A 16274-nucleotide genomic window follows, 5' to 3' on the forward strand; every position below is an offset into this window, starting at 1 on the left:
ACCGGCCGGGAATGACAGACCAATCGAAGTCCGTCTCACTCCGCCGCTTCCGCGGCGACGGGCGCATAGTTCAAGATCGGCGCGAGCCACCGTTCGACCTCGCGCGCCTCCATGCCCTTACGGCGGGCGTAATCTTCGACCTGATCGCGTTCGATCTTGGCGACGCCGAAATAATGCGCGCTCGGATGCGCCAGATAGAGCCCGCTGACGGAAGCGGCCGGCGTCATGGCGTAACTTTCGGTCAGCTTCACGCCGGTGCGCCTTTCGACGTTGAGCAGATCGAAGATCGTCGCCTTTTCGGTGTGATCGGGCTGCGCCGGATAGCCGGGCGCCGGACGGATGCCGGCGTAGGGTTCGGTCGTCAGCGCTTCGGGCGCGAAATTCTCTTCACGCGCATAGCCCCAAAACTCTTTGCGCACACGCTCATGCATGCGCTCGGCGAAAGCTTCCGCGATACGGTCGGCGAGCGCTTTGACCATGATCGAGCCATAGTCGTCATTGGCGCGGGCGTAGCGCGCGGCGATCTTTTCTTCTTCCGCGCCAGCGGTGACGACGAAGGCGCCGACATAATCGGCCTTGCCGCTGTCCTTGGGCGCGACGAAGTCGGCGAGCGCAAGATTGGCCTTGCCGTCGCGTTTGGGCAATTGCTGGCGCAACATGTGCAGCGTCGCGATCCGCTCATTGCGCGACTCGCCATTGTAGAGCGCGATGTCATCGCCGATGGAATTCGCCGGCCAGAAGCCGATGACGGCTTTGGGCGTGAACCAGCGCTCCTCGACAATCCGCTTCAGCATGGCGCGGGCGTCGTCGTACAGCGTGCGCGCCGCCTCGCCGCGCTCCGGATCGTCGAGCAGCGACGGATAGCGCCCCTTGAATTCCCAGGTCTGGAAGAACGGCGTCCAATCGATGTAGGGAACAAGCTCGCCGACGTCATAGCTCGCAAAAGCGCGCGCGCCGCTGAAGGAGGGCTTCGGCGCTTCATACGCGGCCCAGTCGATTTTATAAGCGTTGGCGCGCGCCTGCGTGAGCGGCACCCGCAGCTTATCGGCTTGCGCGCGCGCGTGGGCGTCGGCGAGGCGCTCATATTCAAGGCGGGTCTGCGCGACATAATCGGGGCGCGTCTTCTCAGAGACGAGCGCCTGCGCGACGCCAACGGCGCGGCTCGCGTCGGTGACATAGACCGCCTGGCCGCGACGATAATTGGGACTGATCTTCACCGCCGTGTGCACGCGGCTTGTCGTCGCGCCGCCGATGAGAAGCGGCGTGTCGAGACCTTCGCGCTCGAGCTCCGAGGCGACGAAGCACATCTCGTCGAGCGAGGGCGTGATGAGGCCGGAAAGACCGATGAGATCGACCTTTTCCTTCTTGGCGACTTCGAGAATCTTCGCGCAGGGCGTCATCACGCCAAGGTCGATCACCTCGAAATTGTTACAGCCGAGCACAACGCCAACGATATTCTTGCCGATGTCGTGAACGTCGCCCTTCACCGTCGCCAGCAGGATTTTGCCGGCAGTGGAGCGTTCGCTCTTGTCAGCCTCCATGAACGGCATGAGATAGGCCACCGCCTGCTTCATCACGCGCGCCGATTTGACGACCTGCGGCAGGAACATTTTGCCCGAGCCAAAGAGATCGCCGACGACATTCATGCCGGTCATCAACGGGCCTTCGATCACGTCAAGCGGCCGCGTGGAGCGCTGACGCGCTTCTTCCACGTCCACTTCGACGTAATCGGTAACGCCGTTGACCAGCGCATATTCGAGACGCTTCTCGACGGTGTTCTCGCGCCAGGCGGCGTCCTTTTCCTGTGTCTTGCCCGCCGTCCCCTTGAATTTTTCAGCCAGTTCGACGAGGCGCTCGGTGGAATCCTTGCGGCGATTCAAGACCACGTCTTCGCACAGCTCGCGCAGTTCGGGATCAATCTCGCCATAGACCGCAAGCTGGCCGGCGTTGACGATGCCCATATCCATCCCCGCCTGAATGGCGTGATAGAGGAAGACCGAATGCATCGCCTCGCGCACGGGCTCATTGCCGCGGAATGAGAAGGACAGGTTCGACACGCCGCCCGACACATGCACATGCGGCAGATCGCGCTTGATGACGCGCGTGGCTTCGATGAAATCGACGCCGTAATTCTCATGCTCTTCAATGCCGGTCGCGACCGCGAAAATATTGGGATCGAAGATGATGTCCTGGGGCGGAAAGCCGACGATGTCGGTCAAGATTTTATAGGCCCGCGTGCAAATCTCGGTCTTGCGCGCGAATGTGTCGGCCTGGCCCTTTTCGTCAAAGGCCATGACGACGACGGCGGCGCCATAGCGGCGCACCTTTTGCGCGTCGGCGATGAATTTCTCTTCGCCTTCCTTCATCGAGATCGAATTGACGACGCCCTTGCCCTGCAGACACTTGAGGCCGGCTTCAATCACGGCGAATTTGGAGGAATCGACCATCACCGGCACGCGGGCGATGTCGGGCTCGGCGGCGACGAGGTTAAGGAATTCCACCATGGCGCGTTCGGAATCGAGCAGGCCTTCGTCCATATTGATGTCGATGACCTGCGCGCCGTTCGCCACCTGATCGCGCGCGACGTCGAGCGCCGCGGCATAGTCGCCATTGGTGATGAGCTTGCGGAACTTCGCCGAACCCGTGACATTGGTGCGCTCGCCGACGTTGACGAAGGGAATGTCCTTCGTGAGCGTGAAGGGCTCCAATCCAGAAAGACGCAGCATCGGCTCGATGATCGGGATCACGCGCGGAGCGACGCCTTTCACGGCGCCGGCGATCGCGGCGATATGGTCCGGCGTCGTGCCGCAGCAGCCGCCAAGCACATTGACGAGACCGGCGGTCGCGAATTCGCCGACGAGTTCGGCCATGTATTCGGGGCTTTCGTCATAGAGCCCGAATTCATTGGGGAGGCCGGCGTTGGGGAAGGCGCAGACGCGCGTATCGGCGATGCGGCCGATCTCGGCGATATGCTGACGCATCTCGCGGGCGCCGAGCGCACAGTTGAAGCCGATCGAAAACGGCTTGGCGTGGGCGAGCGAATTCCAGAAGGCGACCGCCGTCTGACCCGAGAGCGTCCTGCCCGAAAGATCGGTGATGGTGCCGGAAATCATGATCGGAAAACGGGTTCCGACCTCGTCGAACGCATCCTCGAGCGCATAGAGCGCCGCCTTGGCGTTCAGCGTATCGAAGACGGTTTCGACGAGCAGAATGTCGGCGCCGCCTTTGATAAGGCCGAGCGCGGCTTCCTTATAGGCGGCGCGCAGTTCGTCGAAGGTGACGGCGCGAAAGCCGGGATTGGATACGTCGGGCGAGATCGACGCGGTACGATTGGTCGGGCCAAGCGAACCGGCGACGAAACGGCGCACGCCGGTCTTCGCCGCGACTTCGTCGGCCGCCGCACGCGCCAGCCGGGCGCCCTCGCAATTGAGTTCGAACGCGAGATGCTCGAGCCCGTAATCGGCCTGAGCAATTGTCGTCGACGAAAACGTGTTGGTCTCGATGATGTCGGCGCCGGCTTCGAGATAGGCGACATGGATCGCCTTGATCGCGTCGGGCTGCGTCAGCGTCAGCAGGTCATTGTTGCCGCGCAGATCCTTGGCGTGATCTGCGAAGCGCCCGCCGCGAAAATCGGCCTCCTCGAACTTGTGGCGCTGGATCATCGTGCCCATGGCGCCGTCGAGAATGAGGATCCGGCGCGACGCCGCCTCGTCCAGAGCCTTCAAAATATTTGGGCCGTGAGATGTCTCGAAGGTCATGCAAGAGCCTTTTCGCGAAGAGGACGAACGCCGAGCAGATGGCAAATGGCGAAGACGAGGTCGGCGCGATTATTTGTATAAAAGTGGAATTCATTGACGCCGGCGCGCGCCAGGCTCATCACCTGTTCGACGGCGGTCGTCGCGGCGATGAGCGCGCGCGTCTCCGGATCTTCGTCCAGTCCGTCGAAGCGCTCGGCGAGCCAGCGCGGCACGCTCGCTCCGGCCTTTTGCGCGAAGCCCGCGACCTGTTTGAAATTGCGGATCGGCATGATGCCGGGCACAATCGGAATGGTGATCCCCCGCCCGCGCGCTTTGTCGAGGAATTTGAAGTAGACGTCATTGTCGAAGAAGAACTGCGTGATGGCGCGCGTCGCGCCAGCGTCGACCTTCGCCTGAAGCGCGTCGAGATCCTGTTCGATCGAGGCGCTTTCCGGATGGCCTTCAGGATAGGTCGAGACCGAAATCTCAAAGTCGCCAATCCGACGAATGCCGCTCACGAGATCGGTCGAATGGGCGTAGCCCTTCGGATGCGCCTCAAATCGCGAGCCGACGCCGGTCGGAGGATCGCCGCGCAGCGCCACGATATGGCGAACGCCGGCGTCCCAATAATCGCGCAGGATTGCGTCGATGTCTTCGCGCGCGGCGGAAACGCAGGTGAGATGCGCGGCTGGCTTCATTTCGGTCTCGCGCACGATGCGCGCGACGATCGAGTGGGTGCGCTCGCGCGTCGTGCCGCCGGCGCCATAGGTCACGGAAACGAAATGCGGCCTCAGCGCCGCAAGTCGATTGATCGTCTGCCAGAGCTGCGTCTCCATCTCCGGCGTCTTGGGCGGGAAGAATTCATAGGAGATCGAAAACTGATTGGGCGAGGCCGTGGGATGAAGAGCGTTAAACATCAGGCTGTCTCATAAGATGCAGTGGGAATGGGATCGGCGATGACGCGCGGATCGCGCGCCAGCCACAAGGACACGGTGAGCTTAGCCCCCTCGTTCGCGTCGGGCGCCAATTCGCGGCGCTGAACGACGTCAAGCCCGGCCTGCGCCAGCAGCCCGGTGATTTCGGCGTCGGAAAAGCCAAGACGGCGGTGTGCGTGCTTGTCGCGCAGCGCCTCTTCCTGATGCGGGGCAAAGTCGACGACAAGCAGACGGCCGCCGGGCGCGAGCACCCGCGCCGCCTCGCGCAAAGCGCGGCCCGGATCGTCGAGAAAATGCAGAACCTGATGCATGATCGCGAGGTCGACGGAGTTGCGCTCGGTCGGCAGCGCATAGATGTCGCCCTGGCGCAGTTGCACATTGTCGAAGCCGCTCTCTTCGAGGCGGCCGCGCGCGACGCCGAGCATGGCGGAAGAAAGATCGACGCCGACGGCGCGTTCCGCCTGGGGCGCGAACAGCTCGAGCATCCGGCCGGCGCCGGCCCCAAGATCAAGTAGGTTGCGCACCGGTCTGTCGCCGACGACCTGACGCATCGCTTCTTCGACGCGCTCCTCGGAAACGTGCAACGCGCGGATGCGATCCCACTCCTCGGCATGCGCGGCGAAATAGCGGGCGGCGTTCTCGGCGCGCGCGTGACGCACTTGGGCGAGCCTGGCGCGGTCGCCGGCGAGAAGGGCGTCGTCAGCCTCGAGCCAGCCGACGATGGCGCGCGCAAGAGCGCCTGCTGGCCCGGCCGGCGACAGCCGGAAGAACGCCCAGGCCCCTTCGCGCCGGCGTTCGATGAGGCCGGCCTCGACGAGGAGCTTGAGGTGGCGCGAGACGCGCGGCTGCGACTGGCCCAGGATCGCCACGACCTCGCTGACCGTCAGCTCCGACTGGGCGAGCAACGCCAGAAGACGCAGGCGCGTCTCCTCTCCGGCGGCGTTCAGCGCCGCAAGCGTCGGGTCGAGGGCCAGTTTGGCGACGGACTTCATGAGCGCTCCGTTAGACATAAAGATATCTATATACGTCAAATTTGCTGAGCGCAACCATGGTCGCCGTTTTTTGACGGCGGAATGGTCTTGACCGAATCCCAAACCGGGTTCATCTTTTCGTTACATCGCACCTGTCGATCCGACAGCATGGTCGGCAGGCTCGCTCGGGCGGGACCTCGATGCGAATGCGATCCAGGATAGGCTCAGACACCCCCTGTTGATGGGCCGAACCGAGCAACAGTGTTGCGAGAGGAGCATGACGCCACCGGGTCAGACCATTTGACCGGCGTTTGGTTCCGGTCACTGGGCGGTCAGGAGCAGCTGCCTGATCCGTCCATCCTCCGAGACAATCGACAATCTTCCGGGCGGCCGAAGGCAAAGGCCAAGCATCGGACGCCCGTTCACAGACTGGACAATCCAGACTAGCTTCCAAGAGAAGCAAACGGCCCCGTGAGCTCTACGCCACGGGGCCTGTTTTATTTTCCATCAGCTAAAAATCAGGGTACCGGGCGAAAGCCGAACGCAACGTTCGGCGCGTTCGCCTTTGGAGGCTAGGAACCAGCCGCTGGGCGGCTATGCCGGCGCCTTCTCTTCTTCCTTGCTGACGACCTCCAGGAAGGTCTCCGCCGCCTCGCGCCGCTCGAAGACATGCGGCTGCAGACCGCGCTTGGAGAGCGCCTCTTTCATTTTGAGCCGCGCGAAGGCGCTCGTCGCATAGCGAGTCGTCGTCAGATAATAGCGCTGGCTCATATAGTCGATCATTTCGGCGTAATCGTCGTAGAGCGCCTCATTGATCTTCCAGCCGTCGTGATTGACGACCGAGTTGACGCGCTTGCCGACCTTGTCCGACGCCTCGATCAGCGTCTTGCGCAGATCGTCGATGTCCTTCTTGGTTCGCGCGTGCCAGCCTTCGAGATTGACGAAAAGGATGTTGCGGTCCGCGTCGTAGGTGACGCGATCGGACATGTTGAGATTGATCAGGTCGGCGAGCAGCCCCATCGGCTCATCGATGAAGATGCGCTTGTCCATCACTTCCGCGTGTTCGATGATGGGCTTGAAGTCCATATGCGCCAGGATGTCCTTGTCGATATCGATCCCCGGCGCGACTTCGATCAGTTCAAGCCCCTTGTCGACGAGTTTGAACACGCAGCGCTCGGTCACGTAATAGACCGGCTGCTTGCGCTTTTGCGCGAATTTGCCGGAGAAGGTGATCTGCTCGACGGCGTTGAGGAACTTCTTGTTCCTGCCTTCCTGCAGAATGTTCACCTTGCCGTCGGCGATTTCGACGCGCAGTCCGCCATTGGTGAAGGTGCCGGCGTAAACGACGAGGCGCGCGTTCTGGCTGATGTTGATGAAGCCGCCGCAGCCGTTGAGGCGGCCGCCGAACTTCGACGTGTTGACGTTGCCCTGAAGATCGCACTCGGCCATGCCGAGACAGGTCATGTCGAGACCGCCGCCGTCATAGAAATCGAACTGCTGGTTCTGCTGGATGATGGCGTCGGCGTTGGTCGCCGCGCCGAAGCTCGAACCGGACGCAAGCACGCCGCCGATCGCGCCGGCTTCCGTGGTCAGCGTGATGTAGGGCGTCATCTTTTCTTCGTTGGCGACAGCGGCGATGCCCTCCGGCGCGCCGACCCCAAGATTGACGACGCCGTTCGGCGGCAGCTCGAAACTGGCGCGACGCGCGATGACCTTGCGTTCGTCGAGCGGCATCTTGGCGAACTTTTCGACCGGCACGCGGATTTCGCCGGAAAGCGCCGGATTGTGGATCACGCCGTAATTCATGCGGTGCATTTCCGGCGGATCGGCGACGACGACGGCCGAGACGAGAATGCCCGGTATATGCACGTCTTTCGGCTTGATCGAGCCCTGTTCGACGATGCGCTCGACCTGCGCGATGACGAGCCCGCCATTGTTATGGGCGGCCATGGCCTGCGCGAGATTGTCGAGAACGAGCGCCTCGCGCTCCATCGAAATATTGCCGGAAGGGTCGGCCGAAGTGCCGCGAATGAAGGCAACGTCGATCTTGGTGGCGATATAGAACAGCCACTCCTCGCCCATGATGTTATGGTATTTGACCATATCCTCCTTGGTGCGGTCATTCACCTTGCCGCCGCCAAAGCGCGGGTCGACATAGGTGTAGAGTCCGACTTTGGAGAAGAGGCCCGGCTGGCCGGAGGCGCAGGCGCGGTAGAGCTGTGAGATGACGCCCTGCGGAAGATTGTATCCGCAGATCTTGTTCTCCTGCGCCGCCTGGGCGACCTTCGGCATGCGGCCGAAATTGGCGGCGATGACCCTGCGCAGCAATCCTTCGTGATGAAAGCGCCCTGTGCCCAGGCCCTTGGAGTCGCCGGCGCCCGCGGTCATGATCAGCGTGAGGTCGCGCGGATGCTGGCTCTCGACGAAGCGCTTTTCCAAAGCGGCGTGCAAAGCCTCGGGAATGCAGCTCTGGACGAAGCCGGTGGTGGTTACGACGTCATTGTCGCGAATGAGCGCAATCGCCTCGTCGGCGGTAATGACTTTGTTGTTCGCCATGTCCTCAGGGTTCCCTCGCTCCCCACTCTTTATTTGTTGCGGACTGTTGACGTCGCCGCTCTGGTGGGCGTTTTGCTCAAATTGAGCGCTCAACCGTAGAGACCGGGCCGCTCTTGCGCAATAGCGGCGATGCGCCGCAGTTCGGCGGCAAGCTGGCCAATGCGCGGGAGATTGGCCCTTAGAGCGCTTCCCGATCACATGAAATCATGTGATCGATAAGGAACCGCTCAAGATCAAAGTATTGGAGCAGGTTCTCATCGAAAAAGTCTGTCAACTTTTTCGGAACCTGTTCTAGTCGCCGCGGTAGACGCAGCCCTCGAAACAGCTGTCACGAAAGACGCCGACTTCGGCAAGACCCGGCAATGTCGGCGCAAGGTCGCGCCAGATGTAGGCGCAGAGATTTTCGAGCGTCGGCTTTCCGAGGCCTTCGAGGTCGTTGAGAAACGAGTGATCGAGGCGCTCGCGCAGCCCCGCGAGCCTACGGCCAAGCTTGCCGAGGTCCATCACCCATTGCTCTTCGACGCTGGGCGCGCCGCGCAGGGTGACGCGCACGCGAAAGGAATGGCCGTGCAGATTGCGGTATTTTCCGCCCTCTGGAGCCTCGGGATCGTAGAGCGCGTGCGCCGCCTCAAAATAAAACTCCCGAAAAACCTCGAAACTCGACACCGTCACTTCACCCCGATCGCCTTGTGGGTTTGCAAAGACAGACGCCAGCGCGGATGCGCCAGACAGTAGCTGACCGCGGCCTCCGTATTGCGCGAAACATCCGGCCCGTCCATGGGCTGCAGCAGAAAATGCGCGAAGTCGAGCCGCTCATAAGCGGCCGGGTCAACTCCCTGCTGGGGGAAGACCAGCTTCAATTCCGCGCCGCTCGTCTGGGTCAGCGGCGCGCCGCCCTTGGGCGACACGCAGATCCAGTCGATCCCGAAGATGACGGGCAGCGTGCCGTTCGTCTCTATGGCGATTTCAAAGCCTTGCCCATGCAGCGCCGCGACCAAGGCCTCGTCGATCTGCAACATCGGCTCGCCGCCGGTCAGCACCGCGAAGCGTTGCGCGCGGGCCTCCCCCCACAGCGTCGCCAAATGGCCCGCAAGCGCCGTGGCGTCGGCGAACTTTCCCCCGCCCTCGCCCTCGAAGCCGACGAAATCCGTGTCGCAGAATTGGCATTGGGCGGCGGCGCGATCCTCCTCGCGCCCGCTCCACAGGTTGCAGCCGGCGAAGCGGCAAAAGACCGCGGCGCGGCCCGCGTTGACGCCCTCGCCCTGCAGCGTTTTGAAGGCTTCCTTGACGATGTAGGCCATTGCCCGCTCTAGCGCGGACGCCGCGCGGCGTAAAGCGAGGCCGCCTCTTACCCGTTCTTGGGAAGCTCCTTGTCCTTACCGTCAGGTTCGGGCGCTGGCTGCGGGCGCGGGTCGAGGCTGCGGATATAGGAGACGATGTCATCGATCTCCTTGCGCGACAGATGCATGTCGGGCATCGGCGGATGTGGATCCATCAGGAAATGGCCAAGCTTCTTCCTGTCGGTTCGGCGCTGGGCGATATCGAAGAAGGACGGCGCGTCGGCCGAGGCGCTGGTCTGATCCGACGTCACCACATGGCAGGACGCGCACCATCGCTTCGCGACGATCGCGCCGCGCTGGGCGTCGCCCGCGGCAAGCGCCGAAGTTGCGAAAGCGGCGCTCCCGCCGACGAGAGCCATAGCGAGCGTAAGGCGTCGAAGCTGCATGTGGTTTTCCTTAAGCGTGAGCCGTCGATTCGCTTCGCATGAAAGCACAAGCGCGGCTCGCTGGGTATCGGCGCCTCTCATGCAAGCTTGCGTCAGGACGACGCGTGTCCGCGAGGCGCTGCTGCATTTTTGCAACAGACATGTGTTCTGATTGCAACAGTACGGCGGATTAGCATCTTGCCCACGATTGTCGCTGCGGCAGCCCCTTTTCAGACACAAAAGCTGAGCTAAGGTGATCGGGTCACAAGCTCATTCGAGATGCGGAGACAGGCGCCGAAAGATTTCCCTTTCGGCCGCAGGTTCCTTCTTTCCCTCTCGCTGATCAGCGGTGACGGCTGGCGTATGGCCTCAAAAGACGTCGGGCGTCTTCAGGGTTGAAGGAAGTCGAAACATTATGGTCGGAAGCGTTCATACGGGCGTGATTTCAGCCTTTAGGCGCAAGAAGCGCGCGGCATTGCCGGTCTGCCTTTTCGCTACGAGCCTTGGCATGCTGGTGACGGCTTTCGTCGCGCCGGCGCCGGCGCTTGACGCGCCTCGGACGGCGGCGAGAGCCGAGGCGCAACCTCTGCCGATGTTCAAGGATCCGCGCGAGGCGCTGCGCGCCGGAGTCGAAAGCTACCATGCCGGCGACGCCGCGACCTCGGTGACGGCGCTACGCTATGCCGCTGAAGGCGGCGAGCCGCTGGCGAAGTGGAAGCTTGGCAGGATGTACGCCGAAGGCGACGGCGTCATTCGCGACGACGCCAAGGCTTATGAATATTTCGCGCAAATCGTCGATCACTACGCCGACGACGAGCCGGATCCGCGCGAGCGGTCGATGGCGGCGAGCGCCTTCGTCGCCGTGGGCGTCTATCTGCGTGACGGCGTTCCAAGCGCAAAGATCAAGCCCGATCTCGATCGCGCTTTTGATCTGTTCCGTTATGCGGCGACCTATTTCCGCAACGCCGACGCGCAATACAATCTGGCGCGCATGTATCTCGAAGGGGCCGGCGTGAAGAAGAACGTCCGTCAGGGCGTGAATTGGCTGGAGCTTGCGGCGCGCAAGGGCCACCCGCAGGCGCAGGCGATGCTCGGGCGGATGATGTTCACCGGCGAGGCGAGCGGCGAGCCGGAACGCGCGCGCGGGTTGATGTATCTGACGCTGGCGCGCGACGCCGCGGGCGGCGCCACTCGCGACCAATGGATCGCGGATTTACACGCCGAAGCGCTGAATTCCGCCAGCGACGCCGACCGTAGCGCGGCCGTCACCATGCTCGAAGGCTATCTGCGCGAACGCAACTGACGTTCAGATTTCAACCGGCTTGGGCCGCAGCGCCTTTGAACTTCACCGGAATGCTCAAGAAGCGCGCGCCATCGCCGCGCGGCGGCGGAAACTTGCCGGCGCGAATGTTCACCTGAATCGAGGGGAGCAGCAGCCGCGGCGCGGCAAGCTCCTGATCGCGCTTCTGTCGTCCGGCCACGAAGTCTTCCTCGCTGACGCCGTCCTTGATCTGCACATTCTTGGCGCGCTGCTCGGCGACCGTCGTCTCCCAGGCGTAGACGTCTCGTCCTGGCGCCTTGTAGTCATGACACATGAAGAGCCGCGTCTGCGGGGGCAGCGAAAGAATGCGGCGGATCGATCGGTAAAGCGCATGCGCGTCGCCGCCGGGGAAATCCGCGCGCGCCGTCCCATAGTCGGGCATGAACAGCGTGTCGCCGACAAACACCGCATCGCCGATCTTATAGGCGACGTCGGCTGGCGTGTGGCCGGGCGTGTAGATCGTTTCGCCCTCGAGTTCGCCGATCTTGAACCGCTCGCCGTCCTTGAAAAGGTGGTCGAAGCAGCCGCCGTCAGCCTTGACGTCCTCAGCCCCGAACACCGGCTTGAAGATCTTCTGGACCTTGTCGATGTGTTCGCCGATGCCGATCTTCGCGCCCGTCGCCGCCTTGACGATTTGGGCGGCGGACAGATGGTCGGCGTGCGCATGAGTTTCGAGAACCCAATCGATTTTTAATCCATCCCGCGCCGCCTCGGCGAGGATGGCGTCGATTGAATGCGAATCGGCGACGCCGCTCGCCGGATCATAATCGAGCACGGGATCGATGATCGCCGCGCGCTTCGTGGCGGGGTCGCTGACGATATAGGTGATCGTGTTGGTGGGCTCGTCAAAGAAGGCCCTGACGGACGGCGCCTGCGGCATCGATCTCTCCTTCTTGCAGCGCTCAAGCACCTCTCTTCGTTCGTGCTTTCGCCTTTTCCTGCTTGCGCCGTCAGATATATGCGTTATAGCTAAATAAGCAATAGCTAATATTATACGCGCGAAGGAGCGACATGCTGACGGCTCTTCCTCTGGACGCCGTGCTGGGTCTGGTTTCCGGCGGACTCGTCGGCTTTACGCTGGCGCTCGTCGGCGGCGGCGGCTCGGTGCTGGCCGTGCCGCTTCTCGTCTATCTTGTCGGCGTGCCCAATCCCCATATCGCGATCGGCTCAAGCGCCGCGGCCGTCGCCGTCAACGCCCTGATGAGTCTCGCCAATCATGCGCGCGCACGGACCATCAAATGGCGCTGCGCCTCTGTCTTCGCAGTTTTCGGGGTTGCTGGCGCATTCGGCGGATCGACGCTCGGCAAGATCATCGACGGCGAGAAGCTGCTCGCGCTGTTTGCGCTGCTGATGGTCGTCGTATCCTATCTGATGCTGCGGCGCCGGGGCGCGCTGGGCTATCCAGCGGTCAGGCTCAATCGCGAGAATTTCCCCCGGCTTGTCGGCGCCGGCGCCACGGCCGGCGCGCTTTCGGGCTTCTTCGGCATCGGCGGCGGCTTCCTGATCGTGCCGGGGCTGATGTTTGCTTCCGACATGCCGATCTTAAACGCCATCGGCTCGTCGCTCGTCGCCGTCGCCGCCTTCGCGGTGACAACTGCGGCGAACTACGCTTCTTCAGACCTCGTGGACTGGGAGCTTGCCGGGACGCTCGTGCTTGGCGGCGCGTTTGGCGGATTGATCGGCGCCGCGGCGGCGCGACATCTGTCGAAGATGCGCGGCGCGCTCAGCGCCGTCTTCGCGACGGTCATCTTCGCGGTGGCTGTTTATGTGCTCTGGCGCAGCGGCGGCGCGCTCGGTCTCCTCGATTACGCGCCGAAATCTGCGTAGATCGCGACGTGATCGGAAGGTTTCTCGCCGGCCCGCAGCGACTTGACGATCTCTACCCGCGCCAGCCGATCAGCCGCTTGCGGCGAAAGCAGAAGATGATCGATGCGAAGCCCCTTGTTCTTCTGCCAGGCGCCGGCCTGATAATCCCAGAACGTATAGAGCCCGCCTTCATCCGACGTCGCCCGAAGCGCGTCGGCATAGCCGATATTGACCAGGCGCTGATAGGCGGCGCGGGTCTGCGGCAGGAATAATGCGTCGCCGAGCCACGCGGACGCCTCATAGACGTCGCGCGGTTCCGGGATGACATTGTAGTCGCCGGCGAGCACCGTCGGCTCTTCGAGGCCAAGCAGCGCCTCCGCATGGCGCGTCAGCGTCTCCATGAAGGCGAGCTTGTAGAGATATTTCTGCGTGTGCGGCGGATTGCCGTTTGGCGCATAGATCGAGGCGACGCGCATGACGCCGCCGGCGCCGTCGGCGATGACCGCCTCAATGTAGCGCGACTGCGCCTCGCCGTCGAAGCCCGGCAGACCGAGAGTGACGTCCTGAAGCGGGGACTTGGAGAGGATTGCGACGCCGTTGAATCCCTTCTGCCCGTGGACAGCGACGTTATATCCGGCGTCTTCGATTTCGAGTCGCGGAAAAACGTGATCCTCGCACTTCGTTTCCTGCAGGCACAGCGCGTCCGGCGCGGCCTCGCGCAAAAAGGCGAGAAGCGGCGGGAGGCGCTGCCTGACAGAATTGACGTTCCAAGTTGCGATGCGCACCGTCGGCTCCCAGATCACGCTGGGTGCGAACGCATTCGCCCACATCCAGAGACGTGATCGCTCACATAAATTTAGAGCGCGCTTGGCGAGAAAAACCGGCGTCCACTTTTCCGCGAGCGCGCTCTAGCGCCGCACGCGCGCTAGTCGAGACGATAAGTGGCGTGGCAGGCGTTGCAGGCTTGCACGACTTGCGACAGTTCGGCAAGCGCCGGACGCATGTCGCCGCCGGGCCCGATCTTGGCCGCCTCCTGCGCGAATTTGCTCGCCTGCTCATGCATCGTCAGACCGAGCGCGCGCATTTCGTCGGGCATGTGATGCGCCATCATCGCCGGCATGTCGCCGAGCTCGCCGCTCTTGGCGTTCGGCTTGCACGCCGCCGCGCCGGACGACGCCATGCCGAGGCGCGTGTCGGCGATTTTCGCCGCGCCCGCGCCGTCGCCCTTGCCCAAGGCCGCCAGGATCTCAGCGACCGACTCGGCATGTCCGCGCATATTGGCGAGCATATGCGCGCGCATCGGCGCCGGAAGGTCGACCTCCTGGCGCGTGTCGCTCATCTTCGGCGACATTTTCATATGCTCCATGTTCATCTGCTTCATATGCCCGCTGTGATCGTCTGTGTCGTCGCCCGCGATAGCGGCGGCGGCGAACAACGAGAGCCCGCATGCCGCGGCAAAGAAAAATCGTCCCATTCTGGCCTCCCCCTTCATGTGACAACAGCGAGCGTAGCGCGCCAGGCGCCGCCGCGCGCGGGACGAATCGTCACGGCCGCGCGCCGGCGGGCAGAGTGATGATTTGGCCCTGCCGCAACTTCTTGTGATTCAGCGTCGGATTGGCGGCGGCGATGTCGCGCCAGCGTTTTTCGTCGCCATAGAGTCGCTTGGCCATCGCGCGTAGCGTGTCGCCGCGGCGCACCGTATAGGTCTTCTGCACCGCGGCCGAGGCTGGAGCGCTTTGCGTCGCTTCAGGCGCGCCCTGAACCGCCGAGGCGACAGGGGTGGATGGCTGGGATGGCGCGGCCGGCGTTGCATCGACGACGACAAACTCCCCGCGCAACATGCCCATCCAGCAGCTCCACGGAATGACGCCCGTTTTTTCTGGCGTGAATTCGATCGTCTGCCGTCCCGGCTTGACGTCGAATTCGAGGTTCAGGGATGGAACCAGGATACGATTATTGCAGGTCGTCACTTGCGTTGCGTTGATCACCCATTTGACCGGAACGCCGCGCAGCAGCGTGAAGCGGGTGGGCGCAAAGCCAAGGCCATTGGCCTCCATCTCGATGGTCTGAGTCTTCGGCGCGGCCGAATCCTGCAGCGGTTGGGCGAACTCAACAGGCGCCGGGCTTCGCCAGCCCGTCATCAGCGACGCGAGATCGGCGCCCGAGCCTGTGAGGATCAATCCGCGATTGATCATCACCGCGCCGAGAGCGACGACGATCACGCCCGACGCGGTCAGCAGACGATGCGTCACGGCGCCCGAGAGCACTGTCGTCAGCGCGCCGAAGGCGAGCATCACCGGCAAAGTTCCAAGGCCGAAGACGAAGAGCGTCTTCGCGCCTTCAACGGGGCTGCCGGTCCCGGCCGCCATGACATACATCGCCTGCAACGGTCCGCAGGCGATCATCAGACCGTTGAGAAGACCGATCACGAACGGTCGATGGCGCGCGCCGCCGGCCTCGCGGTTCACCCAGTTCTGCAGCGGCCGAGGCAGTCCGAGCCGAAAGCGGCGCAGCGGCGCGAACAGGCCAAGCATATTGAGCCCGAAGATGAGTAGGAAAGCGCCCGCCGCGACTCCAGCGACGCCACGCAGCATCGGCGTGAAAGCGATGAAGGCGCCGAGCCAGCCGAAGGCCGCGCCGATCGTTGTGTAGGACAGCGTCTTTCCGGCGCCATAGGAGAGGTGCGAGACGAAGGATGAGCGTCCCGCCCGCGCGTCGGCCGCCGCATAACTCACGACAAAAGCGCCGCACATGCCCACGCAGTGGAAGCCTGTCAGGAGCCCCAACAGAAACAAGAGGCCGAGACTCATATGCTGAGCGATGTCCGGCTCGCCCTCGGCGCTGATCCAGCGCGTATCGAACAGAATTAAGGCGGCGAGTCCGGCAAGCGCGGCGACGATGATCGCCAGTCTGATGAAGGGCGAACGCCGGCGCTGCGCCTCTTCCGTCAGAACGACGCGATAGCCATTCTGCTCCACGCTGTTGCGAATCGCGCTGAAATTGGTCGCATCAGCGTCATAGTCGACGACGACCGTCTCGGTGGGATAGCTGGCAGAGACCCTGCGCACGCCGACGAGCTTCCTGATCGCCGCTTCGATGACATGCTCGCAGCCGTGGCAATGCATGCCGCGGGCGTGAAAGGTGATCGCCGTTTCATTCATCGAAGGTTTAACGCCTCGCCGCGCAGCATCGGACCACGACCGACGCTCCGGCGTCGGCCGCACTGCTCATTCCATCTCCGCG

The 16274-nt window shown here is 63.1% G+C and carries 13 protein-coding genes; 2 read left to right on the forward strand and 11 right to left on the reverse strand.

Translation table 11 applies throughout. The features are described from left to right. Positions 1 to 35: 35 nt before the first annotated feature. The 7 genes from metH to A3OO_RS0102945 form a co-directional block, all read right to left on the reverse strand. Positions 36 to 3758 carry a methionine synthase gene (metH, locus tag A3OO_RS0102910; protein WP_018406333.1) on the reverse strand — a complete coding sequence of 1241 codons (3723 nt, stop codon included), beginning with the start codon at positions 3756 to 3758 and terminating at the stop codon, positions 36 to 38. Beyond that, positions 3755 to 4654 carry a methylenetetrahydrofolate reductase [NAD(P)H] gene (gene metF / locus A3OO_RS0102915; RefSeq protein ID WP_018406334.1) on the reverse strand — a complete coding sequence of 300 codons (900 nt, stop codon included), beginning with the start codon at positions 4652 to 4654 and terminating at the stop codon, positions 3755 to 3757. Before metF ends, metH begins: the two co-directional genes overlap by 4 nt. After that, a complete protein-coding gene (locus A3OO_RS0102920) occupies positions 4654 to 5664 on the reverse strand; it encodes an ArsR/SmtB family transcription factor (protein ID WP_018406335.1) in 1011 nt (336 codons plus the stop codon). Before A3OO_RS0102920 ends, metF begins: the two co-directional genes overlap by 1 nt. Positions 5665 to 6237: 573 nt before the next feature. After that, a complete protein-coding gene (locus A3OO_RS0102925) occupies positions 6238 to 8199 on the reverse strand; it encodes an acyl CoA:acetate/3-ketoacid CoA transferase (RefSeq protein WP_018406336.1) in 1962 nt (653 codons plus the stop codon). A gap of 291 nt (positions 8200 to 8490) precedes the next feature. Further along, complete coding sequence (locus A3OO_RS0102935; RefSeq protein ID WP_026222641.1) at positions 8491 to 8865, reverse strand: 6-pyruvoyl trahydropterin synthase family protein; 375 nt, start codon at positions 8863 to 8865, stop codon at positions 8491 to 8493. A 2-nt stretch (positions 8866 to 8867) separates the two neighbouring features. Continuing rightward, the gene (gene queE, locus A3OO_RS0102940) at positions 8868 to 9500 is read right to left on the reverse strand and encodes a 7-carboxy-7-deazaguanine synthase (protein ID WP_018406338.1); all 633 of its coding nucleotides are present in this window, start codon (positions 9498 to 9500) and stop codon (positions 8868 to 8870) included. 47 nt (positions 9501 to 9547) lie between these two features. Then, a complete protein-coding gene (locus tag A3OO_RS0102945) occupies positions 9548 to 9925 on the reverse strand; it encodes a c-type cytochrome (RefSeq protein ID WP_040573579.1) in 378 nt (125 codons plus the stop codon). A gap of 394 nt (positions 9926 to 10319) precedes the next feature. Between A3OO_RS0102945 and A3OO_RS0102950 the strand changes: the two genes are divergently transcribed. Next, positions 10320 to 11207, forward strand: a complete 888-nt coding sequence (locus A3OO_RS0102950) for a tetratricopeptide repeat protein (protein ID WP_018406340.1) — start codon at positions 10320 to 10322, stop codon at positions 11205 to 11207. A 10-nt stretch (positions 11208 to 11217) separates the two neighbouring features. Here A3OO_RS0102950 and A3OO_RS0102955 read toward each other — a convergent pair whose 3' ends face one another. Beyond that, complete coding sequence (locus A3OO_RS0102955; protein WP_026222642.1) at positions 11218 to 12105, reverse strand: MBL fold metallo-hydrolase; 888 nt, start codon at positions 12103 to 12105, stop codon at positions 11218 to 11220. Between the two features lie 131 nt (positions 12106 to 12236). On the opposite strand from A3OO_RS0102955, the gene A3OO_RS0102960 reads away from it, so the two are divergent. Next, positions 12237 to 13052 carry a sulfite exporter TauE/SafE family protein gene (locus tag A3OO_RS0102960; protein ID WP_018406342.1) on the forward strand — a complete coding sequence of 272 codons (816 nt, stop codon included), beginning with the start codon at positions 12237 to 12239 and terminating at the stop codon, positions 13050 to 13052. On the opposite strand, the gene xth is transcribed toward A3OO_RS0102960, so the two are convergent. The 3 genes from xth to A3OO_RS0102975 form a co-directional block, all read right to left on the reverse strand. Continuing rightward, a complete protein-coding gene (gene xth / locus A3OO_RS0102965; RefSeq protein ID WP_026222643.1) occupies positions 13031 to 13816 on the reverse strand; it encodes an exodeoxyribonuclease III in 786 nt (261 codons plus the stop codon). The genes A3OO_RS0102960 and xth overlap by 22 nt on opposite strands. A 140-nt stretch (positions 13817 to 13956) precedes the next feature. Next, positions 13957 to 14505 carry a cytochrome c gene (locus A3OO_RS22500; protein WP_018406344.1) on the reverse strand — a complete coding sequence of 183 codons (549 nt, stop codon included), beginning with the start codon at positions 14503 to 14505 and terminating at the stop codon, positions 13957 to 13959. Between the two features lie 70 nt (positions 14506 to 14575). Further along, positions 14576 to 16192 carry an urease accessory protein UreH domain-containing protein gene (locus A3OO_RS0102975; RefSeq protein WP_018406345.1) on the reverse strand — a complete coding sequence of 539 codons (1617 nt, stop codon included), beginning with the start codon at positions 16190 to 16192 and terminating at the stop codon, positions 14576 to 14578. Positions 16193 to 16274 lie beyond the last annotated feature (82 nt).

This window comes from Methylocystis rosea SV97 (assembly GCF_000372845.1).
GTDB lineage: Bacteria > Pseudomonadota > Alphaproteobacteria > Rhizobiales > Beijerinckiaceae > Methylocystis > Methylocystis rosea.